At 48.6% G+C, this 23,816-nt stretch carries 17 protein-coding genes; 3 read left to right on the top strand and 14 right to left on the bottom strand.

Annotation, left to right across the window (positions count from 1 at the left end; genetic code table 11):
- Positions 1 to 83: 83 nt before the first annotated feature.
- The 5 genes from AC4EVX_RS01940 to AC4EVX_RS01920 form a co-directional block, all read right to left on the bottom strand.
- On the bottom strand, positions 84 to 1,217 hold the full coding sequence (locus tag AC4EVX_RS01940; protein ID WP_490159446.1) for an acyltransferase family protein: 1,134 nt from the start codon (positions 1,215 to 1,217) through the stop codon (positions 84 to 86).
- Positions 1,218 to 1,468: 251 nt separating this feature from the next.
- Complete coding sequence (locus AC4EVX_RS01935) at positions 1,469 to 3,085, bottom strand: DUF3794 and LysM peptidoglycan-binding domain-containing protein (RefSeq protein ID WP_490159445.1); 1,617 nt, start codon at positions 3,083 to 3,085, stop codon at positions 1,469 to 1,471.
- Between the two features lie 141 nt (positions 3,086 to 3,226).
- Positions 3,227 to 3,874 carry a serine O-acetyltransferase gene (gene cysE / locus AC4EVX_RS01930; protein ID WP_177978245.1) on the bottom strand — a complete coding sequence of 216 codons (648 nt, stop codon included), beginning with the start codon at positions 3,872 to 3,874 and terminating at the stop codon, positions 3,227 to 3,229.
- Positions 3,875 to 4,236: 362 nt separating this feature from the next.
- On the bottom strand, positions 4,237 to 5,409 hold the full coding sequence (locus tag AC4EVX_RS01925; RefSeq protein ID WP_177978244.1) for an isocitrate/isopropylmalate family dehydrogenase: 1,173 nt from the start codon (positions 5,407 to 5,409) through the stop codon (positions 4,237 to 4,239).
- Positions 5,410 to 5,441: 32 nt separating this feature from the next.
- Entirely contained in the window at positions 5,442 to 7,415 is a 1,974-nt protein-coding gene (locus AC4EVX_RS01920; RefSeq protein WP_490159444.1) for an aconitate hydratase, read from the bottom strand.
- A gap of 391 nt (positions 7,416 to 7,806) precedes the next feature.
- Here AC4EVX_RS01920 and AC4EVX_RS01915 point away from each other — a divergent pair, with 391 nt between their 5' ends.
- A complete protein-coding gene (locus AC4EVX_RS01915) occupies positions 7,807 to 8,760 on the top strand; it encodes a LysR substrate-binding domain-containing protein (protein ID WP_177978242.1) in 954 nt (317 codons plus the stop codon).
- Here AC4EVX_RS01915 and AC4EVX_RS01910 read toward each other — a convergent pair.
- From AC4EVX_RS01910 to sstT, 7 genes are all read right to left on the bottom strand, one after another.
- The gene (locus AC4EVX_RS01910; RefSeq protein WP_177978241.1) at positions 8,747 to 9,172 is read right to left on the bottom strand and encodes a protease complex subunit PrcB family protein; all 426 of its coding nucleotides are present in this window, start codon (positions 9,170 to 9,172) and stop codon (positions 8,747 to 8,749) included. The genes AC4EVX_RS01915 and AC4EVX_RS01910 overlap by 14 nt on opposite strands.
- A 65-nt stretch (positions 9,173 to 9,237) precedes the next feature.
- Positions 9,238 to 10,053: an ABC transporter permease subunit gene (locus AC4EVX_RS01905; protein WP_177978240.1), complete on the bottom strand. Its 816-nt coding sequence runs from the start codon at positions 10,051 to 10,053 to the stop codon at positions 9,238 to 9,240.
- Positions 10,054 to 10,161: 108 nt separating this feature from the next.
- Positions 10,162 to 11,223 (bottom strand): sulfate ABC transporter ATP-binding protein, encoded by a 1,062-nt coding sequence (locus tag AC4EVX_RS01900; protein WP_177978239.1) that lies wholly within the window; start codon positions 11,221 to 11,223, stop codon positions 10,162 to 10,164.
- A gap of 1 nt (position 11,224) precedes the next feature.
- Complete coding sequence (locus AC4EVX_RS01895; protein WP_490159443.1) at positions 11,225 to 11,380, bottom strand: hypothetical protein; 156 nt, start codon at positions 11,378 to 11,380, stop codon at positions 11,225 to 11,227.
- Between the two features lie 27 nt (positions 11,381 to 11,407).
- A complete protein-coding gene (locus AC4EVX_RS01890; protein ID WP_490159442.1) occupies positions 11,408 to 12,292 on the bottom strand; it encodes an ABC transporter substrate-binding protein in 885 nt (294 codons plus the stop codon).
- A gap of 315 nt (positions 12,293 to 12,607) precedes the next feature.
- On the bottom strand, positions 12,608 to 13,999 hold the full coding sequence (locus AC4EVX_RS01885; protein WP_177978237.1) for an amino acid carrier protein: 1,392 nt from the start codon (positions 13,997 to 13,999) through the stop codon (positions 12,608 to 12,610).
- A 310-nt stretch (positions 14,000 to 14,309) separates the two neighbouring features.
- Positions 14,310 to 15,533, bottom strand: a complete 1,224-nt coding sequence (gene sstT, locus AC4EVX_RS01880) for a serine/threonine transporter SstT (RefSeq protein WP_177978236.1) — start codon at positions 15,531 to 15,533, stop codon at positions 14,310 to 14,312.
- Between the two features lie 224 nt (positions 15,534 to 15,757).
- On the opposite strand from sstT, the gene spoIIID reads away from it, so the two are divergent.
- A complete protein-coding gene (gene spoIIID, locus AC4EVX_RS01875) occupies positions 15,758 to 16,036 on the top strand; it encodes a sporulation transcriptional regulator SpoIIID (protein WP_177978235.1) in 279 nt (92 codons plus the stop codon).
- A gap of 116 nt (positions 16,037 to 16,152) precedes the next feature.
- Positions 16,153 to 18,498: a ferrous iron transport protein B gene (gene feoB, locus AC4EVX_RS01870; protein ID WP_177978234.1), complete on the top strand. Its 2,346-nt coding sequence runs from the start codon at positions 16,153 to 16,155 to the stop codon at positions 18,496 to 18,498.
- A gap of 173 nt (positions 18,499 to 18,671) precedes the next feature.
- On the opposite strand, the gene AC4EVX_RS01865 is transcribed toward feoB, so the two are convergent.
- Complete coding sequence (locus tag AC4EVX_RS01865) at positions 18,672 to 20,024, bottom strand: MATE family efflux transporter (RefSeq protein ID WP_490159441.1); 1,353 nt, start codon at positions 20,022 to 20,024, stop codon at positions 18,672 to 18,674.
- Between the two features lie 84 nt (positions 20,025 to 20,108).
- Positions 20,109 to 23,381, bottom strand: a complete 3,273-nt coding sequence (locus tag AC4EVX_RS01860) for an ATP-binding protein (protein ID WP_490159440.1) — start codon at positions 23,379 to 23,381, stop codon at positions 20,109 to 20,111.
- Positions 23,382 to 23,816: the final 435 nt, after the last annotated feature.

Here is a 23,816-nt window from a genome sequence, read left to right as displayed (position 1 = left end):
TTCCTCCAAGTATTTTTCCGCATCTTCTCATGATGTTTCTTCTCATCCGTGCTCTTTATTATATCGAAAAGCCCATCAAAAGTCTACCGTCCCCCGTTCAGCATTCTCCACAGCAGAGGCGAAAAACGTTTGAGTATCCACGATGCTGTTCCACAGATCGCAAGCACGATAACCGGCATTATCAAATACAAGACAAGAGGTGTCCACCTGCTCGCAGGAAGAATGAGCGCCGATGCCTTGTTGATAAATCGCACAACTGCAAAATGCGTTGCATAGAGAAAGAAATTGCAATGCATAAACGGATAGGCAGGCGGAAGCCACTCGCCCGGAACCATTAACCACAAACCACTGACTGCAAAGAGACGGCTGATCACAAAACCAGGAATAAATGCTGTTCTGAGTCCGAATCCGTAAAACCAGATTCCCCAGAAGAGAAACAACACACCGACAAGCCCACGCCGAATGTTCCAGCTTCGTTCAGGAATCGGGACAAAAGGTTCTCTCTTCTGCCCGTTCTTTTGATTTTTTTGATTCTTCTGATTCTTCTTTCGCTGGCGATCCAGAGCAAGAGAACCAGCAAACGCATAGTAAATCAAAGCGTCCGAGTTCAGTGGAATCAGGTCAATATTTTTCCAGACTGCATACCACAAAATTGCAAACAACAAAATCCGACTCCACAGACATTTCAAAACCGGATAGAGAAGCGGTGTCAACAAAATCAGCATGATCAGCTGACAGAGATACCAGAATACATAATTGTAGGTATAGTTGATGACCGCATCTGTGAGTGCCGGAAGAGAAAACGGGACAACACCTTTTCCGACAATCGTTGAAATTCCCGTCAAACGGCTCCCGACAACGTATCCCATATAGTAAAGAAAATTCCAGAGAATGTATGGGACAAGAACACTGGAAATTCTGCGCTTCCACTTGCCCGCAAGCAGATTCCAGTCAAAATCCCGATAAAACAGATAACCCGATATCATAAAGAATCCCGGCACTGCAATCTGACCGAAACGGTCTCCGATCCAGTGCTCCGTCAGATAGACCTCCGCCGTCTCTCCGCAGATTCCAAGAAACATCTGCGCGTTATAGGAATGCACCCACACGACAAGAAGACTGAAAAAAAAAGAAAACCATACCACTTTATTGCGAAACTGCGGTTCCGTCATCCGGTCGCCTCCCTCCGTTCCCTGACCTCCCTGCCTCACAGCCATCTCACCTTTAATCTCACCTTTTTTATGCGATTTTCCATGTGGCTGACTGCAAATATCTAAAAAAACATTCTAAGAAAATTATACCAGTGCAGGGTAAAAAGTCAATGGACCCGGCTATGTAGGAGATGGCATTGTCTGCGCAGTCCTCTGCCATCCCCCAGGTTTCCCTGATCTATGAGAAGCATCCTCCGGATGCGGAGCCCGGTTCTGATTCCTGCCCGCATTGTGCACGGTCAGCAACCTATTCCATTCTATGAGGAACGCCCCGCCGTTGTGACTGCCTGCCGATCAATCTCTTTGACAAGAATCAGGCAGTCTCCCGCCCTGACCTCATCGCTGTTTAATCCATTTCCCTCGACAATGCTCTCCGGTGTCGTGTGAAAGCGTTTTGCGATCTCCCAGAGCGTATCGCCCTCCTGAACAAGATAACCGACTATCCCCGGAAGTTCCCGCATTTTTTTGCGGTCCGCCTCCTCCACCTGCACGCGCTCAATCACCGGACAGGTCACCGGTTGAAGAATCAGAACATCCAGATTTACTACCGCCTTGATTTCCGCAAGATTTCCCCCGTTCATCACAGCGGTCAGCTGTTCGGTATTGCTGTCGAGATACCAGATACTGTCGGGATGAATTCCCGGCGCAGACGCATCGTAGTGGAACGGAAAAAGTTCCGTCACCGACTGAATCGGTTGGTCGTCCTCATCCGTCAGACAGAGGAGCTGAACCTCAAGTGCTCCATCAATCGAGAGTACCTCCTCGCCCGGCTCGACGGCATCGAGCTTCACACTTCCACTGCTGTGACAGATTTGAAGCACTTTTCCAATTTTTCCGAGATCAAGCTTCTCAGCGACCCGACATTTGCCCGCATTATGCGTCAAAATCTGATCAAAGCAGGCCTTTCCAATCTCTAAAGTCACCTCCCGATTTGTCGAATAGAGATCCGCAAGAAGCTCCAGCTCTTTTTCCTCATACAGACGAACATCGAGCTCCGCAATCGCATCGACCTCGATCTGGCGCATTTCTCCATCGTAATCCGGCTTTTCCTCAACACCGCGGTGAATAAGTTTCGGGCTGACCGCAAGGATCAGATCCGGTCTGCATCCCGGCATCTCAAGATCGCCAGAGAACGGAATGCTCTCCTCCATCCACGAGATCGTCTCCTCTCCGCTTTCCCCCTCGTAAATCACAAAGACATTCAAGACACCCTCGAGATGAGCCCTTCCGTCTTCCGGTCGAACCTGCATGTTTCCGAGAGCAACCTGCGTCCAGAGCATTCTCCCGATCGCCGGTTTACTCGGTGAGAGCGTCAGCTCCTCCTTCATCCGCCATGTATCTTTTCTGTGAAGCACAAGTCCTGCGACCTCAAGTTTTCTGTGTTGCATCAAAAGTTTTGGCGGATCATCGCTCTCCTCATTCTCCCGGTCTGCGACATCAACTGTCACCTCCGTATCCATCCGCATCTCCGCCTTGATCTCAAGACGGACGACTGCGCGGATTCCGAATTTTCTCGAGTGAATCAGTTCTGCATTCAGATCCTCAAGATAGCCTCCTGCGCTCACATCATCCTGTGCATTCACATCCGGGACATTGACCGGCTCTTCAAATGGAATCGAACCGCCGAGCGTCTGCATTCCGCCCTCTTCTCTCCGGTATAAGACGTGAAAATCCAGCTTTCCCCGCACCAGGACTCTTCCGTCCTGAATTTTTAACGGTTCCAGCTGGATCTCTCCCGCGCTCAGAATCATCTGATCCGCATCGCTCATCGTATCCGGTATGATAAAATCATCGTCGAGCGTCACCTGCGTGCCTACCTGATTTTTCCATCGATTCATCTGTATCTGTTGTCTTACCAGTTCCAACATCTCCATCTTCTCTCTCCCCGCCTGATGATTGCGATTCGCACATCATGCAAATACGTCGTGTAAATACATTGTGCAAATCGCAATGCCTGCATCACCTTTTTGTCTGTGATAAATTTATGCGAAAATCTGAGAAATATGAATCCGCTATCACTGCTCATGAGAAGCCTCGAGTTCTGCCTGAAGCCGTCTGAGCTCCTGTTCTAACTCGATCACACGCTCCTCCATCCGATTGTAAGTCTCAACAGAGACGTGCTTTTCTGTTTTCCTGACCGGAACACCTCCGACCTTGACCGGACGCGCCGGAACACCCACAGCCGTCGTATCGTTTTCAAGCGGTTTCAAGAGTACGGCATTTGCCGCAATCTTACAGTTGTCTCCAACCTCAAATGCTCCGAGAATCTTTGCTCCCGCTCCCACTGTGACGTTATTTCCAAGGGTAGGATGACGCTTGCCCTTGTTCAGACCAACACCACCGAGGGTTACTCCCTGATAGATCGTGCAGTTATCTCCAACCTCTGCCGTCTCTCCGATCACGACCCCGCAACCGTGATCAATCAGGATTCCATGTCCGAGCTTTGCTCCCGGATGGATCTCAATCAGCGTAAAGAAACGCGCAATCTGAGAAATCATTCGCGCGATGAAAAACATGTGGTGCTTATAAAACCAATGCGCAAATCGATGCCAGACCAGAGCATGAACACCCTGATACAAAATCAAAACCTCCAACGCATTGCGTGCCGCAGGATCTCTCTCCTGAACTGCCTTCACATCCTGCCAGATATCTTTTAAAATCATTGTTTCGACCTCACCTGTTCTTCCTTCTAGTTTATGACTCAAGCTCCGAAACGGCTTCCTTATCGCCTTTCATAATTCAGCGCTGTTATCTCCCACTATATAATTTTGATGAGAAATTGTCAATGGAAAACCTGTCGTCTCGTCAAAATTCCTACTATTTTTATAGGAATTTGATTTTTTGTACACAGACGGACATTTTCCGGGCGAAGTTTTCCCCGAAGAAGCAGAAAGACTGCCGGAAAACACCAGGGCGATGTCTCACGGCAGTCTTTCTTGCGTAGGTCATATGTAGACAGTTCATTCCTGTACATGGGTAGGAATTTTCAGGGAAAGTGCAAATTCATTTAAACAATTACTGATTTTTATTTCAGTCCGTTGATCGTATCTACCAGATAAGTCGTGAACTCTTCTGCGGTTGCACCGTCCTTATCAGTCGTCACAACGAGTTTGCGCTCGGTGATGGTGCAGATGTCGAGTGCGCGGTCAAGAAGCTGTTTTCTGTCGCCGTATCCGATATGTGCAACGAGCATGCCGACTGCACGGATCAGGGAACACGGATCTGCGTACTGACCTCTTCCGTGGCTGATCAGGAACGGAGCGGTTCCGTGAATTGCCTCGAACATTGCATACTTGTTTCCGATGTTGGAAGAGGAAGCAGTTCCTAAGCCTCCCTGGTGCTCTGCTGCCACATCGGTCACGATATCGCCGTAGAGGTTCGGAAGTACGATTACCTCGATCCCCTTATTGAACTCCGGATCAAGCATCTTTGCACACATTGCATCGACAAGACGCTCCTGAATCTCGATCTCCGGATACTCCTCACCGACTTTGCGGACACCCTTGATGAAGTTTCCATCAGCCAGCTTTACAATGTTTGCCTTGGTAACGATCGTCACGTTCTTCTTGCCGTTCTTTCTTGCGAAATCAAAGGCTGCACGGGCGATTCTCTCAGTTCCCTGCTGGGTCTGTACCTTGAAGTCAACTGCGAGGTCATCATTTACCTGAATACCCTTGTTGCCCCAGATGTACTCGCCCTCGATATTCTCGCGGAAGAAGGTCCAGTCGATGTTCTTCTCCGGAATCTTGATCGGACGAACAGCTGCGAACAGCTCCAGGTTACGGCGCAGAAGGCTGTTTGCGCTTAACAGGTTCGGCCACGGATCGCCAGCTCTCGGAGTTACCATCGGTCCCTTAAGGATAACATCACACTTCTTAACCTCTGCCAGAACCTCATCCGGAAGGCTCTGAAGGGTCTCTGCGCGGTGCTCAATCGTCATGCCTTCGATCTCACGGATCCCCACCTTTCCGGATTCCAGCTCATCCTTCATCAGAGTCTTCAGAACGCGGAGTGCCTGTGCCATGATGATCGGACCAATGCCATCGCCCGGCAGTACGCCGATGACGATCTTCTCCTGCTTGGAGAAATCCTTGATCTCGTTGTCCTGCTTCATGCGCTCGATACGCTCAAATTCAGACTTGATCAGCTCTGCAAATTTTTCCTGTGCTACTTCAATGTTCTTGGTGTTGTCACTCATTGTAAATATCCCTTTCTTCTCTATATCTAAATTTATTGCTTTGCTTCCTTCCTCATCTCTTCAAGCTGATGCTTTAAGTATCTTAACTGACCACCGCAGAGGATAACTTCCAGCTCACTGTCGGACAGATCCAGTTTTGCCTTGAACGTCACATTTTTATCTTTATCCTTAATCACAACTTCTCTCGTCTTGATCTGCTCTCTGAGGTTCTCGATCTCAAGCTCATCCATCTGATCGATTTTGTCGTAATCTGCCGGGTCTTCAAACAGCATCGGGATGATTCCGTGGTTGACAAGGTTGCCCTTGTGGATTCTTGCAATGCTCTTTACAATGACAGCCTTTACGCCGAGATACATCGGATTGATCGCTGCATGCTCTCTCGAAGAACCCTGACCGTAGTTCTCACCACCGACGATAATGCTCTTTCCGAGACTCTTTGCTCTCTCGGAGAACTCCGGATCGTAACGATGATAGCAATATTTCGACATCAGCGGGATGTTGGAACGCATGCTTGAGAACTCTGCACTTGCCGGAGTAATATCATCGGTTGAGATATTGTCCACGGTCTTCAAGCTGATCTTTGCCTCCAGATGATCTTCCGAAGCATCCGGAACCGGAAGCGGAGCGATGTTCGGACCACGCCTGATCTCAACCTCCTTTGCCTCCTCAGGCGGGAGCGGTTTGATGATCATAGAATCATCAATCTTGAACATCTCCGGCTCTTTGATCTCTGCGAGCTTCTTCACATCCTCGCCCATGATCTCCTCTGCGGTTGCAAAGGTTCCAACGCTTGCGGTTGCAGCGGCACTCTCCGGGCTTACCAGATAAATCTCTGCGGTCGGATTGCCTGCACGACCCTTGAAATTCCTGTTGGAGGTACGAACTGCAACCCCCTTCGTCGCCGGTGACTGACCGATTGCACAACACGGTCCGCAAGCTATCTCGAGGAAACGAACACCGGCGTCAAGAAGCATCTCTGCGTATCCGTCTTCCATCAGCCTTCGATAGATCTGCTTGGAGGAAACGGCACAGGTACAGCTGACAGTCTCTGCTACATGATGACCCTGCATCACGAGGGCTGCCTTTGCGATATCGGAGTAGCTTGCATTTGTACAGCTTCCGATGAATACCTGCTGAACCGGCTTCTTCTCGACTTCGCTTATCGGGATAACGTTGTCCGGCTGATGCGGGCAGGCGATCAACGGCTCAAGCTCGCTCAAATTGATCTCCATCTCACCGTCGTACTCACAGCCCTCATCTGGAAGCATCTCTACAAATTCATCTTCACGTCCCTGAGATCTCATAAATTTGCGAACCTGCTCATCTGCCGGGAAGATCGAGGTCGTCGCCCCCATCTCTGCACCCATGTTTGTGATCGTCACACGCTGGGCAACTTCAAGAGTTTTTGCACCCGGTCCTACATACTCGTACACATTTCCGAGACCGCCCTTGATCGTTACACGGCGAAGCATCTCAAGAATAACTTCCTTGGAGTTTACACCCGGACGAAGTTCTCCGGTCAGATTTACCTTGATGACTCTCGGCATTTTCAGTCTCATCGGGACACCGGTCATTGCTGTCGCGATGTCCATACCACCAACACCGATACACAGCATGCCAATTGCACCGCCGTGAGGAGTATGGCTGTCACCACCCATAGAAAGCTTGCCAGGTGCGCCGAAACGGGATACCTGAACGGCATGGCAGATTCCGTTACCCGGACGGGAAACATGTACACCAAAACGCTCTGCTGCCGACTGTAAATAGATGTGGTCATCCGGAGTCTTGAAGTCCAGATACAGCAGGTTGTGATCGAGGTAGCTGACTGCCTTCTCTACACCGATGCGGTCGATGCCGATCGCCTCAAATGCAAGATAGGTCATAACCGCGTTGATGTCATGAGTTAAAGTCTGATCTACCCTCAGATAGATTTCCTCGCCGGGAATCATATCAGACGATTTTGCAAGGTGCGCCGCAAGAATCTTTCTCGTTAAGTTCTGAGCCATGATAACGCTTCTCCTTTACATGTGAAATATGGTACTGACTAAAGCCCTATGAAATGTGCTATCATCCGTGCTATGTTCGCTCAACTTTCAAATCTCCGAGGTTTTGTATCTCTCATTTGATAATTCAATTATAGCAAGTGTGCATTCAGTTGTAAAATGTCATTATCTTCTTAATTACCATGAGTTTTTACTCATGATATTTTCTTGCAAACGCGAAAGCTTCGTGATACACTGAAATTATAGATAAAATCAGATCGGAAAATGATGTCAATAAGATGGCGATACATAAGTGGCGTATTTAAAAAATAAAGAATATGCTTTGACTACGCATTTTTGTTTTTTAAGACATTTCTATGAAAATGAAAACTTAGGGAAGGAGAAATGTAATTTTATGGACTTCAGACAGTTGCAATATATCACCACTGTTGCACAGTATCGAAATATCACCAAGGCTGCCGACGCACTCTTTATCTCCCAGTCTGCATTGAGCCATTATATTCAGAAAGCCGAAAAAGAGCTTGGAATTCAGCTTTTTGACCGCTCCACGACACCGCTGACTTTAACGCTTGCCGGGGAACACTATATCGAGACTGCTCGTCGAATTCTTCTGGAAAACGATCAGCTGATGAAAGTCTTTCGCGACATTACGCATCACATGACCGGAACGCTTCGCATTGGAACCTCCAGAGAACGCGCATCCCATATGATCCCGCGTTTGCTTCCTCAGTTTTCGGAGCGCTATCCCGGTATTGAAGTGACGATTCTGACTGACAGCGGATACAAGCTGACCGAAGCACTGCGAGAGGGACGAATCGATCTCGTCTTTCTTCCCGTATATGGCAAAGAGTCTTTTTCCGGTATCGAGATGCAACCACTCTATCAGGAAGAGCTTGTCCTTGTCGCCCGTAAAGGATATGTTCTCGATAACCAGCGTCTGCCCGGTCATCCGTCCAGTGTGGATCTTCGCACATTCAAAAACACACCATTTTTCCTGCTTCATCCCCAGCACCGAATTCGCTATGCCACAAATGAATTGTTTAAAGCAAGCCACATCCGACCGCCTGTCAAAATGGAATTCTCCAGCAATGTCACAAGTTTTCAGATGGCTACTACCGGCATGGGTGTCGCAATCATGCCTTACCAGATCATTTGCCTGACAAAATCGAAAGAACCCGTCGAGCTCTTCTCTCTCGGTGCTGAACCTGTGACCTGGGATGTTCAGGTCTGGACTCGAAAAGGAGCTTATCTCGGTCAGCCGGAACGTGACCTTATAGAAATGACAAGGGAGAAATTCAAAAATGAATTTCTCCCCCGCCCGGCTCTCACAGAGCCTACTGAAAAATAATGGGCTGTTCGAGATACTCCGTCTGAACAACCACATATGGATAGGATTTCTCCGCTCCACTTTCCTCGGCACTTTCCGGTCCCTTTAATTCCGTATCAATGACGATCGCATTTTCCGTCAGATACAGCTCGTTCACCGCAATGCTGTATCCGCCGGATGGCTGTTCGCCATATCCAACCGCTATGTAAAGTCCACCGTCATTCGTGTATGTCAGCTTAAATGGAGCTATCTTTTTTTCCTCCGTCAGTTTTCTCAGCTCTTCCGGCAAATCCTCCACCGCAGTCACTGTAAAATCCAGATCTCGCACCTTGTCCTTGTTTTCCCTTGTCACACTGCATCCAGTCATCACATGCACGACAAGCACCCAGAGAATCAAACAGCCTGTCAGCAGTAGATTTCCCCCTTTTTTCATAAAAACAGGCCTCCCAGGAACAGATTGTGTACTACTAATCTATTCCAAGGAGACCTTTCCTATTCCTATCTCACTCCAAACCGATACAAAAACTTCCTTCCCGCAAACAGCAGAACCCGGTCTGCAAGAAATCCGAGAAATCCAAGCGTGAAAATTCCAATAAAGATCCAATCGGTCTTGTAATACAGACGAGAAGTATAAATCAGATATCCGATACCCTCGGACGCTGCAAGCATCTCCGCTGCCACAATGCAGATAATCGCTCCGCTGAGTCCCAGGCGAACACCGGTAAAAATCTGAGGAATTGCCGACGGTGCAATCACCGTGAAAAAGATCGTCCGGCCGGATGCCCCGAGCGAGCGGGATGCCTCGACGAGAGACTGGTCAACTGCCCGTACTCCCGCGATCGTGTTGATCATTACCGGGAAGATCACCGCATAAAAGATCAGCGCAGTCTTAGAATTTTCTCCCACTCCAAACCACATCAGAAACAGCGTGATAAATCCGATCGCCGGCACAAAACGGAAGAAATTTAAGAATGGCTCCAACACCCATCCGACTTTCTTGAAGTTGCCGATGCAAAGCCCAACCGGAACTGCAAAAATCACGCCGAGCAACCATCCGCGAAGCACTCGCTGAAGGCTGACGGAAATATCCGTCGCAAGCGTTCCATCCTCTATCAAAACCCCAGCCCCCGCGAACGTCGTCGCCGGTCCCGGAAGAAAATCATCTGTATAGAAAAGTGATCCGATCTGCCAGATCACCAGAAGCAGAATCCAGGTCACTGCCCCGCATTTTAAAATCTGATTGATGCCCTTTTTCACACCAAACACCTCCGCTCTCTCGTCTCTCGTATTCTCCCATTCCTGGTTCGATTCCATGATGATTTGATTTCATAACACAACATCGTTCATCAATCATCACTTATTCCATGATGTCGTTCGTCCTTCATCAAATGTCGTTCATTCTGTTGACCAAATATAGGTTGACTAAATATAGAACACATCACCCGGGGTCAGAAGCTCATTCTTCAGAAGATGTGCCTCCCCGTCATGGAACACATAGAGCCGGTAAATCAGCACATCCACCTCATCGCCACGCTTTAACGGTTCCTCCTCAAGTCCCCACGATGCTGAAATCTTCAATCCCTTCACATTGATCTGAAGTTCCGTGTAACTTCCACGGAATGCAGTCTCCTCGACAACACCGTGCTCGTAGGCACTCGGAAAATCAACCGCCTCCCCGATGCGCACTGCCTTGACAAACTCCGGTCGGATCACTGCCTCGGACTCTCCGAATTTTGCAGAGAGTCCCTTGAGTTTGTCGTATCCCTCTAACTTAATCGACTCTCCGATAAACTGGGCGACAAACGGAGTCTTCGGATTCTTGTAGATCTCAATCGGTGTTCCGCTCTGCTCGACTCTTCCACGGTTCGTCACAATGATCTCATCCGCGACTTCGACTGCCTCATCCTGATCATGGGTGACGAAAATGCTCGTGATGCCGAGCTGTTCGACCATCTGCTTGAGCCATGCGCGCAGTTCCTTGCGGACTTTCGCGTCAATCGCCGCAAACGGCTCATCGAGAAGCAGAAGCTGAGGATCTGGAGCAAGCGCACGGGCAAATGCGACGCGCTGTCTCTGTCCACCTGAGAGCTGTCCCGGGAGACGATTTTCGAGTCCCGGAAGACCGACAAGATCGAGAAGTTCTGTCACTCGCTTTTTGATCGTCTCCTTATCCTGCTTTCTGAGTTTCAGTCCATACGCAATGTTGTCGTAGACGGTCATATAGGGAAAGAGCGCATAGTTCTGAAATACAAATCCGATTCCACGCTTCTCGACCGGCACATCGTTGACACAGACACCATCAATGAAGACATCTCCGCTGTCCTGATGTTCGAGACCTGCAATCATTCTGAGAATCGTCGTCTTTCCGCTTCCGCTCGGTCCAAGAAGAGCTGCGAGCGTTCCTTTTTCTATTGAGAAGGACACCTGATCCGATGCCTGATAATCTCCAAATTTTTTATTAATGTTTTTCAGTTCAAGGTACATATCACTCAGCCACCTTATCCGGATATAATTTTTTGATTGCAGTCAGATCGGTAAAATCGTTCACATCATAGTCCTTTGCAAACTTTCCATTTTCAAGTGCCCACGCCTTAATGCCGTCAAAATGCTCCACAGCCTCCTCCGGGAAGTCGAGATCCATCTTGTAATTGCCAAATTTGTCAATAAACTACTGTTTCGGAACTTTCAGCTTGTTCTCAAGAATCTCGGATGCCTCATCGGTATTCTCCTCAACCCACTCCTGAGTCGTCTTGAGCGCCTTCACAAAGCTCTCAATCGTCTCCGGATTCTCTGCGAGATACTCCGTTGAGCTGATCAGATACTGGTCTGTGTAGAGTCCAATCTCATCCATCGATACGAGCGGTTTCATTCCGGCTTCCTCAAGCTTCTTTGCATCGACTCCGCCAGCCCAGAACGCCACGCCCTGACCGGTCGTCATCACCGCAAGACCTGCCTGAGAGCTGTCGACTCTCACAAGATTCTGCTGATCCTCAGGAATTCCTGCCTTCTCATAAGTCACTGCATTCCAGTAATCCCATGCTGTTCCCGGGAGAGTGATAAAGCCCTGACCTGCCAGATCTGAGAGATCTTTTACCTTATCCGGATTCACGTAAAGGGAATTTCCTGCGCCCTGTGCAAGACGAAACAGAATTCTCAAATTTGTCTTATCCTGTGTATTTCCGATTCGGTTGACTGCCGCATAATCAGCGAGAACTCCAATATCTGCCTGCCCGGTCACAATTGCGTCCACTGTGTTGATTCCTGCTGCAAACTCCGTGACCTCAAGTTTAATGCCCTCGTCCTCAAAAAATCCTTTTTCCGTTCCGATGATTGCAAGCCACTGGTCTAAGTTGTTGGACATGACTGCTTCACGGACAACCTTCAAATCGTTGTTTCCACTTGTCTCGCTCGTCTTCGTCTCAGCGGAACTTGAAACTGCACTGCCAGCAGTTGTCGTGTTCTCTGCCTGTCCGGAGCTTTTGGAACATCCGCTTAAAAGGCTCATTCCGAGTGTTACCGCCGTGATCCATGTAAGCATTTGTCTTTTTCTCATAATCATGTCCTCCTCTTTCCCGTCCGCGCCCTCTCAAACTCTGCATTTTCTTCTGCGTTTTCTGTTTTTCTTTTTTCCTGCGCTTCGGTGTTAGTGCGTATCTTACAGGCAGAAGAAAAGAAAGTCAACGTCAGAACAAAAAAGGCGAATTTTTTCATGGATCGTCCGAAAACATTCTGGACAACCTGAAAAAATTCGCCTGAACAAACTTTTTTGAAGGTTTATGAAGGGTTTTTATAAAACGTTTTTCAATCTGCTCGATCTGCCGATCATTTCACTGATCATTCTGCTTCTACGAATCATTCTACTGATATCCTACTGATCATTTCCTGCAAAATACTCCTGTGTCAGCTTCACAACCGTTCCTGCGAGCAGGAAAAGTGCAATCAGGTTCGGGATTGCCATCAGTCCGTTGAACGTCTCCGCAATGTTCCACATCAGACCGAGATCTGCGGTCGCACCGAGAATTGCAACGAGGGAATACACCACCATGAACGGGCGAATCACGCGCTCAGAGAACAAAAACTCAATGCATCGTGCTCCGTAAAGTCCCCAGCCGAGGATCGTTGAGAACGCAAAGCAACACATTGCAACTGCGGTGAAAATCGATACCCAGTTGCCGTAGGTGGAGGTAAAGCCCTGAATCGTCAGCTCTGCGCCTGCTGGCTCTCCGTAAGCGATTGACACCTGACTGCAAAGAATGACGAGAGCAGTCAGGGTGCAGATCAGAATCGTGTCAGTGAACACCTCAAAGATTCCAAACATCCCCTGCTTGACCGGTTTTCTCGTATCCGCACATGCATGAGCAATCGATCCGGTTCCGAGTCCCGCCTCATTCGAGAAGATACCGCGGGAAACGCCCTTCTTCATGCTCATAAACATGCTTCCGACAAGTCCGCCCGTAACCGATGCCGGCTTAAATGCTCCCTCAAAGATGGAAGTGAACACAAGCGGAACAACGCGGAAGTTCACAAGAACTACGCCAAGTGCCAAGATGATGTAGAGCAGAGCCATAAATGGAACGAGCTTCTCCGTAACCTGTCCGATTCGCTTGATTCCTCCAAGCAGAATCAGAGCGACGAGAACAGCGATCACCACACCGATAATCAGATTCGACATTCTGACATTCTCCTCTGTGATCACCTGATAATTCAGAAGTGCAGAGTTAATTGCAGTCGTGATGGTGTTTACCTGAGTCGCATTTCCGGTTCCGAATACGGTCAGCACACCGAATGCTGAAAAGAGATAAGCAAGCCAGATCCATTTCTTGCCGAGTCCGTTCTTGATATAGTACATCGGACCGCCGACCTGATCGCCCTCCGCATTCGTCTCACGGAAATGAACGGCAAGCGTTACTTCCGCGAACTTTGTGCACATGCCGAGCATTGCAGAAACCCACATCCAGAAGACCGCTCCCGGACCGCCGATTGCGATTGCTCCCGCTACACCTGCGATATTTCCCGTTCCAACCGTCGCCGCGAGTGCGGTACACACTGCCTGAAACGGGGTGATTGCTCCGTCTGAGGCATTTTTCTTGCGGAACATTCGTCCGATTGTCGTGCGAATTGCGTAAGGGAATTTCCGAATCTGGAGAAACCGGGTGCGAAGACTCAGATAAAGTCCTACACCTATAATGCAGACCATCGCCGGAACTCCCCAGATGAAATTATTCACGGCGGTGTTGATTGTCTCAATTGTCTGTAACATAAATTTCTATGTCCTTTCATATTTTCGTAACAAAAAATCACGGGGAACATGGCGCAATTTTCCTTTCTTCATCGAATTCCAAATCTTGCCATGAACCATAAAAACATCGTCAAGCATACCATAAAATCAAGGGATTGTAAAACCAAATATAACTCAGAGCGGATGTCCCTCTCTTGTAAAAGTGGGGATATCGCAAACTTTCTCAGGAAGGGAAACAATCCCCTTCTGATGAAATAATAAAGGGGAAACCGGCACAACTCTCCTGCCGGTTCCCCCTTGAACCTGATTTTCTCTCACAGAACCTGATGTCCTAAAAAACAATCTCCTTATTCTCTCTTCTCCACTGTCTGAACTCTGCGGAAGCAGACAAAAGAAGATCTGAGGAAGAATTCAGTGCCGTCTCAACAGAATCCTGAATCACACCGATGATGAATCCGATTCCAACAACCTGCATAGCGACTTCATTCGGAATTCCAAAGAGTCCACATGCCATCGGGATCAGAAGCAGGGAACCGCCTGCGACGCCGGATGCTCCACATGCGGAGAGCGTTGCAAGAATACTCAGGACAATCGCACTCGGAATATCCACATTGATTCCCAGTGTGTGTGCCGTCGCAAGCGTCATTACCGTGATCGTGATCGCTGCTCCGTCCATATTAATCGCAGAGCCGAGCGGGATCGTTACAGAGTAGGTATCCTTATCAAGTCCCATCTCCGCACAGGCTTCCATGTTGATCGGGATATTCGCAGCAGAGCTTCTCGTGAAGAATGCAGTGATCGCACTCTTTTTCAGGCACTTGAAGATCAGCGGGAACGGATTCTTGCGGATGCACCAGAATACAAGAATCGGGTTCGTCACAAAGTAGATAAAAAGCATCGAGCCGACAAGCACCGCGAGCAGCTTTCCATACTCGGTGAATGCTGACAGACCATTCGTCGACACCGTGTTGTATACAAGACCGAGGATACCAAACGGTGCAAAGCTGATGATCCAGGTCACAACCCTTGAAAAAGCACCCGAAAGATCATTGAGCATCTTTTTCGTCGCCTCCCCGGCACCGCGCAGACCGAAACCGAGCAGAACTGCCCAGAACAGAATTCCGATATAATTTGCCTCCATCAGGGATTTCACTGGATTCGACACAATATTCATTAACAGATTTCTCAGCACATCCGCGATTCCCTGCGGTGCTGACATATCAGCTGCCTCCGCGCTCAGCGTCAGGGATACCGGAAACAGCATGCTCGATACGACTGCAATCACAGCCGCAAGAAAAGTGCTGAACATGTAAAGAATGATAACGGTCCGGATCACACCACCGTGACTCTTTCCGGAATAGCAGAGCGAACTGACGATCAAAAAGAAGACCAGAAGCGGTGCCACCGCCTTCAGCGCTCCGACAAACGCATCACCAAGAATTGCAACTCCCCCTGTTCCGGGACACACAAGACCCAGAACTGTTCCGATGATCAGACCTACCACAATCCGTTTTACCAGACTGATCTGATTCCATGCCTCAAACAGCTTTTTCATAGATTTTTCTTCTTTCTGTATAGATTTTTCTGTTCTATTATACACAATTCGCCTTTAAAATACAAATGTTTTTATCACGCGGACATTTTGAGTTATTTGTCTTTTCGTTTAAAAAAAATCTCCTCAACAAGTTTTCCTCAAAACAACTTACAAGTTTCCCTGTTTCACACATACTTTTCCTTTTTTTCTAATAGGATGTAAAAAACGTGTTCGGAAGGACATTCATGAAAGATTATATTGAAGAGCGGGCGGTTGCAATCGCCAATTACATCATCGACCACAATGCCACAGTACGTCAGACTGCAAAAAAATTCGGAATCAGCAAGAGCACGGTTCACAAGGATGTGACAGACCGGCTTGAACATATCAATCCATCCCTCGCTGCCCGCGCCCGGATCGTCTTAAACATCAACAAGTCCGAGCGCCACATTCGCGGTGGACTTGCGACCCGGGAAAAATATCAGCACCGGCTCGCGATTTGCAGTCAGGAAGAACAGAAATAATACTTGACAAATCTGCTGTTTTTTCATACGGTTATTTTGATTATTGATAGTTTTTCTCAATAATCAAGTATTTTCAGTTATTTCACACTACGATTTCATACAGAAGAGGTACAGAGATGACACTGCGAGACTTACCAATCGGAAAAACTGCTACAATCCGCTCTGTCGGGGGAGAGGGCGCACTGCGCCAACACTTCCTCGATATGGGTCTGATTCCAAAAGGCGAGGTTACCATGGTGAAATATGCTCCCATGGGCGATCCGATGGAACTTCGGATTCACAGCTATGAACTGACCCTGCGTTTAGCGGATGCAGAAAAAATCGAAATTGAGAACATTCGGGATGCAAAGATGATCCCTCCAATGCCGGCTCCGGATGCGGAAACCCTTCCTCATCCGGGACTCGGAGAGGGCGGACGCTTCCACGAGAAATCCACAGAGAACCCACTCCCTGACGGGACAATCCTGACTTTTGCACTTGCCGGAAATCAGAACTGTGGAAAAACCACCCTGTTTAATCAGCTGACTGGCTCAAACCAGCATGTCGGAAACTTCCCAGGCGTGACTGTCGACCGAAAAGATGGAGTGATCCGAAATTACAAAGACACCCTCGTGACCGACCTTCCCGGCATCTACTCGATGTCGCCCTACTCGAGCGAGGAGCTTGTGACCCGCGACTTCGTCCTGCGCGATCACCCGAAGGGAATCATCAACATCGTCGACGCGACAAACATCGAGCGAAATCTCTATCTGACGATGCAGCTGATGGAGCTTGACATTCCGATGGTTCTCGCATTAAACATGATGGACGAAGTGCGAGCCAACGGTGGTTCCGTCATGATCAACAAGATGGAGGAAATGCTCGGAATCCCGGTGATCCCGATTTCCGCATCCAAGAACGAGGGAATTGACGAGCTGATCTCCCACGCCGTCCACGTCGCAAAGTATCAGGAATGTCCAAGAAAAATGGACCTGTGCGATGTTAATGACGACGGTGGTGCGGTTCACCGCTGTCTGCACGCAATCATGCATCTGATTGAGGACCACGCCAAGCGCGCCGATATTCCCCTGCGCTTTGCCGCCTCAAAGCTTGCGGAAGGCGATCCACTGATCTTAAAAAGTCTGCACCTCGATCAGAACGAGCAGGAGACACTTGAGCACATTCTCTGCCAGATGGAGAAAGAGCGCGGTCTTGACCGTTCCGCTGCGATCGCCCACATGCGCTTCGATTTCATTGGAAAAGTCTGCGATGCCTCGGTTGTTCGACCGAAAGAAAGTAAAGAACATCTGCGAAGCGTACAGATTGACCGCATCCTGACCGGAAAATATACTGCAATCCCCTGCTTTGTCGGCATCATGGGGCTCGTCTTCTACCTGACATTTGGGGTCATCGGTGCTTTCCTCTCGTCGCTCCTCGATGCAGGCATCTCTGCGCTGTCCGACCTCGTTCAGAATCTCCTGATTGCCTGGAACGTCAGTGATGTCCTCCAATCTCTCGTGATTGACGGTCTCTTCAACGGTGTCGGCAGTGTGCTGAGCTTCCTGCCTGTTATCGTCACGCTGTTCTTCTTCCTCTCGATGCTTGAAGACAGCGGATACATGGCGCGCGTCGCTTTCGTGATGGACAAACTGCTCCGTAAAATCGGTCTGTCCGGTCGAAGCATTGTCCCAATGCTTGTCGGATTCGGATGCACGGTTCCCGGTGTCATGGCGAGTCGAACACTCCCATCTGAGCGTGACCGCAAGATGACAATTCTTCTGACTCCGTTCATGAGCTGTTCCGCAAAACTGCCGATCTATGCATTTTTCGCAAGTGCCTTCTTCCCAAAACATGGCGCACTTGTGATGGCGATCCTCTACTTTGGCGGAATCTTTATGGGAATTCTCATGGCACTCATTTTCGGTCAGACGCTGTTTCGCGGAGAAGCCGTTCCGTTTGTCATGGAACTGCCAAACTACCGCATGCCGGGAGCAAAAAACGTCGGTCACCTGCTCTGGGACAAAGCAAGAGACTTTCTCCAGAAAGCGTTCACCGTGATCTTCATGGCGACACTCGCAATCTGGTTCTTGCAGACATTCGACCTGCACTTGAACATCGTCACCGACTCGAGAGACAGCATCCTCGCCTGCGTAGCCGGTATGATTGCCCCGCTCTTCGCCCCGATGGGATTTGGCGACTGGCGGATCTCCACCGCGCTGATCACCGGATTCATGGCAAAAGAGAGTGTTGTCGCAACGCTCTCCGTCCTGTTTGGAAGCACCGCGATTCTGACATCCACGATCAGTCCACTCTCAGCCGGTAGCCTGCTTGTCTTCTGCCTGCTCTACACCCCGTGCGTCGCCGCGATCGCGAGCATCCGCAGAGAACTCGGCGGACGCTGGGCCTTCGCCGTTGTCCTGATGCAATGCGCAATCGCATGGATCGCCTCGTTTGTGGTCTACCTGATCGGAAGCCTGATTTGAATGATCTAAAAAAAAGAATGTGCCTTGGCACATTCTTGCGCCGAGGCGCGGTTGCTTCGGCAACGACTTTCCCGCTTTAGTTGTCTAAGATTGTTCACAGACAGCTCGCTACATATGCACGCACACATAAATCGAATGACATTCCCAAACGAAATCAATCTAGTCCCACACTCTTACTCCGCGCGATAATAGATCTTCCACCTTCCACTGCGATAACGCCAGATAAAGAACGACGCGCGCACAATCCAGTCCACAACCATCGCAATCCACACACCGATCGCTCCGAGTCCCATTCCAATTGCGACGATATAGCTCAATCCAATTCGAAAAACGATCATTGATCCAATCGAGACCACCATCGGGAACTTCACATCATTTGCCGCACGCAGAACACTCGTCAGCGTAAATGCCGACGGCCACAAAAGGATCGCACAGCCATCATGAATCAACACCAGCGTCGATGCAAGCGCAAGTGTCTCATCCGACAATCCGTACAGATTCAGAATCATCGGCATCGCTCCAAGCACCGCAAGACAAGTCACCATATTAACCGCATACGTCACCGTCATCAGCTTCTTCGTGTAATACTGCGCCTGATCGTAGTCCCCCGCTCCGACACACTGACCAATCACCGTAATCATCGCCAAATTCATCGCACTTCCCGGAAGCACGCCCATCGAGTCGAGGTTATTTGCAACTGCATTTGCTGCAATCTGGATCGTTCCAAATCCCGCAATGATACCGACGACGAGCACTCGTCCAAGCTGGAAGATACTATTCTCCACTCCGCTCGGAATTCCGATATTCAAAATCCTGTGAATCATTCTTCCATCCCAGTGAATTCCATGTGCCCCTGCATGAATGTCGAGCACCGGATTTCTCAGTCTCAGATAAAGAATCACGCAGGCAGTCATTCTCGAAATCAGAGAAGCAAGTGCCGCACCTGCCACGCCCCAGTGGAATCCAAAAATGAATACATAGTCGCCCACTGCATTCATCACATTCATCAGAATCGAAACCTGCATCGAAATTCTGGAGTTTCCCATCGATCGAAACAGCGCCGCACATGAATTGTACACTGCCAGAAACGGATAGGATAAGGCAGAAAGAATCAGATAAATCAGCGCATTCTGCATGACATCCGCCTCAATCTCTCCGTACAAAATCGAAAGAAACGGTCTGCGGAAAATCAGGCACAACACCATGATACCGACTGCGATAATTCCCGTAATCAAAAGCAACTGATCTGCCGCCTGACACGCCTTATTCTTGTCCTTCTGTCCCAGATACTGCGACGATACAACAGCTCCTCCCGTCGCTATCGCCGCAAAAATATTGATGATCAGCGTGTTTATCATATCCACCAGAGAGACACCAGATGTCGCCGCCTCTCCCGCACTTGAAACCATCACCGTATCCACCATTCCGACCGTCACTGCCAGAATCTGCTCCACCACAAGTGGCGCAATCAACCACCACAGCGCCTGATTGGAAAAAAGGGTTCCTTTTATCTCTTTTTCTCTCATAATCCGTCACACTCTTTTCCCTTTTATTCTCTTTTACGTTTTCTTTTATTTTCGTTTATTCTTTATTCTCTTTTACATTTCCTTTTATTGGTCTTTGCAAACTTCACAAACCCGCAAAATCTCTTTCACCATCACTTCCGGGTTGATTGGCTTTGTCAGATATCCAGTCATCCCGCCTTCCCGACACTCTTCATAACTCTCTGCGGTAGACTGCGCTGTCATCGCAAGAATCGGAATCGCCCCGATATCCGAAGACTCCATCGCACGAATTTTGCGCGTCGCCGTAAGTCCATCCATCACCGGCATCATCACATCCATCAAAATGATATCGTAAGTTCCCGGAGGAGCTTTTGCAACTTTCTCGCTTGCCTCCTGCCCGTTCCACGCCTGATCAACGCTTGCGCCATAATCCGTCAGATAAAACTCTGCGATCTCCATATTGATCTCATTGTCCTCCGCAAGAAGAATGTTCTTTCCGGCAAGCTCTTTTTTTAATATATCTTTTTTTGATGTGCCTTCTTTTGACATGTTTTTTTCTAAATTCTCTGTCTCCGCCCCATCTTCTGAATACATTTCAGTCTGATTTCCAATCGCAGCCGATCCATTTTGCGTATTCTTAACCTGACTCGCCTGCACATCAAGCTCAAATGGAATTGTGACGACAAACGTTGTCCCAACTCCGACACGGCTCTGAACCTGTATCGTTCCGTTCATCTTTGCGACCATCTCTTTCACGATCGACATACCAAGCCCGGTTCCCATGTAATGTGTTCGGGCATCCGTTTTTTCCTGGCTGAACGGCTCAAACAATCTGTTTTTCACAAAGTCCTCACTCATTCCGACTCCGCTGTCCGTGATCTTAAACTCATAGACAACCGTCTTCTCATCGGCCGATGCCTCCCTCGTGTAGACATCGATTGTTCCATTCGGCTTGTTATACTTGATCGCATTGCTCAAGATATTCAGCAAAATCTGTCTCAGATGAAGCGGACTTCCGAGCAGATGAACATGGCTGAGATTTTCCTGGTATGCATGATAGACAATTCCAGTCTCCGACAGTTGACCTTCGATCAGCGATGCAACCTCATTCATCAACTCCTCAATATCAAACGGCTTTCTCTCCGGAACAAAGTGTCCTGCCTCCATCTTGCTCATCTCAAGCACATCGCAGACAAGCGCCAGCAAGTGCGTGGAGGAGAGTCGAATCTTTTCAAGGCAGACATCTACCTTTTCCGGATCTTCCTTATTCCTCGCAATGATATCGACCATTCCCATGATTCCATTGATCGGTGTCCGAATGTCATGACTCATGCGATTCAGGAATTCTGTCTTTGCCTTGCTCTCAAGATCCGCCTTCTTAAATGCAACCTGAAGACGTTCCCTCTCCATCTTCTCCTGCTCATGAAACACCGAAGTATTCTTGAAGAGAATCATTCCATGCACAACACTGCGCTCAACTCCACTCTCATCATCATAAACGGGGTCCTGAGACATCAGAATCATTTTCTGAAGCCAGATCAGCGTTTTCTTTGCATCGAGTTCCCGGTACTCGACTGCAACCTGTTTTGCGCCCGTGTTAAAACGTTCCAACAGTTTTTCCGAGGAATCTGCAATTCGATAGTTCTCCATCGTCTCACCTGAGATAAACTTCCGTCGTCCCTCACAATATTCATTGTAAGAACACGGAAGCTCAATCCCGAGCTCAAAGTGGCGAGCCTCCGCATCCCGATAGAAAATCTTTTCAATCCGATCATTTGTTAGATCTACGGTATAGACCATCTCAGCCGTCTCGAGAAGCGCATCGACGTAATTGCTGTTCTCAAGGATCGACTGCTTCATCTGCTCGTAATAGCGGGTCAGCTGGCGTTTCTCAATCGCCTCAAGCTGTGCAGAGTCGCGGAAATACTCAAATCCGAGCACAAAGTGATGCAGTTCTCCATGTGCATTGGAATCACAATAGAGGATCGTCAAGCGCCCTCTTCTCATATGGTCGCCTTCCGGATACTGACAAAGATACTCGCTCTTCTCATGCGTTTTGGAGAGCGTCTTTTTCAGATATGAGAGCTGAAGCTCCTCCCAGAGTTTCTTCCTCGTCTCCGGAGTCGAAAGCTCCTGCACAATCTGTTCCACCGCTCCGGAATAACTTCCATCGTCCGCGAGGAAGAAGGACGAACTTGCACGCAGTACCCGGTACTGATCCTGCTGTCCATCGCAGTACACACAGTCCGTAAAGGAAAATCCTTTTTCTTTTATGAACCTGAGAACACTCAGATTGATCTGTTTCTCCTTTATCGCCTCCTCCATCTTCGCCCGGTTCTTGTCAATGTACATGTTCTTATCCGCATAACGGAAAAGTTCTCTCATCGTGCACTCTGGGAAATCATCCGACAGTGCATATCCCGCCGCATAACTGATCGGCATCTCCGGATGTCCCTTCGAGTACTCCGCCATATGCGTCCGAATCTGTGCCATGCAATTCTGGACTTCCTCATGGTTCAGACCATGCAGAACTGCAAGGAACTCATCTCCGCCATTTCGCCCGACAAAATATTCCGACGCAAGCGCCTTTCTCAGCTCCACCGCAAAATTTCGAATGTACTCGTCTCCTTTTGCATGTCCCAAGCTGTTGTTGATCGTCCTCAAATTGTTTAAGTCAAAGACACAGAGCGCAGTCGCTCCATTCTCCCCCGCAAGCTCGGGTGTGCTGAGAATCTCCTCGCACTTATTCTTATTCGGAAGACCGGTCGCCTCATCTAAATAGACCTTGCTCTGCAAAATTCGGTTCATCGCCGCATATCGCAGAGCTTTAACCAGCTCAATTCCGATCAGAATCACCAGACCGATCGTATCCAATACCACGACCTGTTCAAGATAACTCAGCGCAGTCGCCTTTTTCTGGGAATACGCCTCCGCCAGTCCGGTCGCCTCATCACAGATGCCAAAAAAGGCTTCGCTCTCCGCAATGATGTCGGTATTCTGGTATCCCACCTGGCGCACCTTCAAAATCTCTTCTCTCACATCATCAAAATCTGCACTCAGCTCTGTCAACTTGTGCTGAAATTGTGCATCATTGAGGCGGACAAGATTCCATGTATCACTGCCCTCTCTGAGTCCCACAATAAAAGATGCCACGCTCTCAATCATCTCATCCTGCGGGAAACCCGCAATCTCCAGCTTTATAATCTGCTGTGTCGTTCCTCTCACAAGTCCGGCATAGTTTACGACGCGGGCAGTTCCCTGAATTTTTCCCACAATCGACATAATGCAAAAAAACAGTACAATCAGTACTGTCGTCAAAACCGTCATCCCGCCACGAACCAGATAAGAGAGTTTGTTCTGTTTCTTTTTCGTTGCCACGTTCTGTCTCCCGCATTTAATTCTTACTGTTCACGCACACGTGCCCAGTAACGGAATTTGCCGTGGTTTCACATTTAAATACGGCAAATTCCCGCTACCACCACGTTATCTCACGGCACTTTCGGTTCTAAAAGTGCCTACCTGTAAACAGTAACATCCATTTCTTATTTACATTTACATACTCAACTTAAATTTCATTACCATTTAAACTTTATTACCATTTATCTGTATCTGTTCTGTATCTTTTTATCTGTTCCATTTCATTCTAGTAGATTTTTTCTGTTTTGACAAGATCGTTACCGTTCTTAATACATTTCATAATTCCTTGCACAAACTCTCTGTCTATTGCTATTTCTTAGCGCATATGATATTCGAAGACGTTAAACCGAAAAAAAACAGAGCGTTTTGACTGACTGCCGAAACGCTCTGTTTTTA

The organism is Brotaphodocola sp. (assembly GCF_983179755.1).
Note: the sequence above shows the minus strand (reverse complement) of the source record. Positions and strands in the feature narration are given on the sequence as shown.

Coding starts and splice junctions, on each gene's coding strand:
- AC4EVX_RS01940 (WP_490159446.1), bottom strand. CDS start 1,217: ATGGCTGTGAGGCAGGGAGGTCAGGGAACGGAGGGAGGCGACCGGATG.
- AC4EVX_RS01935 (WP_490159445.1), bottom strand. CDS start 3,085: ATGGAGATGTTGGAACTGGTAAGACAACAGATACAGATGAATCGATGG.
- cysE (WP_177978245.1), bottom strand. CDS start 3,874: ATGATTTTAAAAGATATCTGGCAGGATGTGAAGGCAGTTCAGGAGAGA.
- AC4EVX_RS01925 (WP_177978244.1), bottom strand. CDS start 5,409: ATGAGTGACAACACCAAGAACATTGAAGTAGCACAGGAAAAATTTGCA.
- AC4EVX_RS01920 (WP_490159444.1), bottom strand. CDS start 7,415: ATGGCTCAGAACTTAACGAGAAAGATTCTTGCGGCGCACCTTGCAAAA.
- AC4EVX_RS01915 (WP_177978242.1), top strand. CDS start 7,807: ATGGACTTCAGACAGTTGCAATATATCACCACTGTTGCACAGTATCGA.
- AC4EVX_RS01910 (WP_177978241.1), bottom strand. CDS start 9,172: ATGAAAAAAGGGGGAAATCTACTGCTGACAGGCTGTTTGATTCTCTGG.
- AC4EVX_RS01905 (WP_177978240.1), bottom strand. CDS start 10,053: ATGGAATCGAACCAGGAATGGGAGAATACGAGAGACGAGAGAGCGGAG.
- AC4EVX_RS01900 (WP_177978239.1), bottom strand. CDS start 11,223: ATGTACCTTGAACTGAAAAACATTAATAAAAAATTTGGAGATTATCAG.
- AC4EVX_RS01895 (WP_490159443.1), bottom strand. CDS start 11,380: ATGGATCTCGACTTCCCGGAGGAGGCTGTGGAGCATTTTGACGGCATT.
- AC4EVX_RS01890 (WP_490159442.1), bottom strand. CDS start 12,292: ATGAGAAAAAGACAAATGCTTACATGGATCACGGCGGTAACACTCGGA.
- AC4EVX_RS01885 (WP_177978237.1), bottom strand. CDS start 13,999: ATGTTACAGACAATTGAGACAATCAACACCGCCGTGAATAATTTCATC.
- sstT (WP_177978236.1), bottom strand. CDS start 15,533: ATGAAAAAGCTGTTTGAGGCATGGAATCAGATCAGTCTGGTAAAACGG.
- spoIIID (WP_177978235.1), top strand. CDS start 15,758: ATGAAAGATTATATTGAAGAGCGGGCGGTTGCAATCGCCAATTACATC.
- feoB (WP_177978234.1), top strand. CDS start 16,153: ATGACACTGCGAGACTTACCAATCGGAAAAACTGCTACAATCCGCTCT.
- AC4EVX_RS01865 (WP_490159441.1), bottom strand. CDS start 20,024: ATGAGAGAAAAAGAGATAAAAGGAACCCTTTTTTCCAATCAGGCGCTG.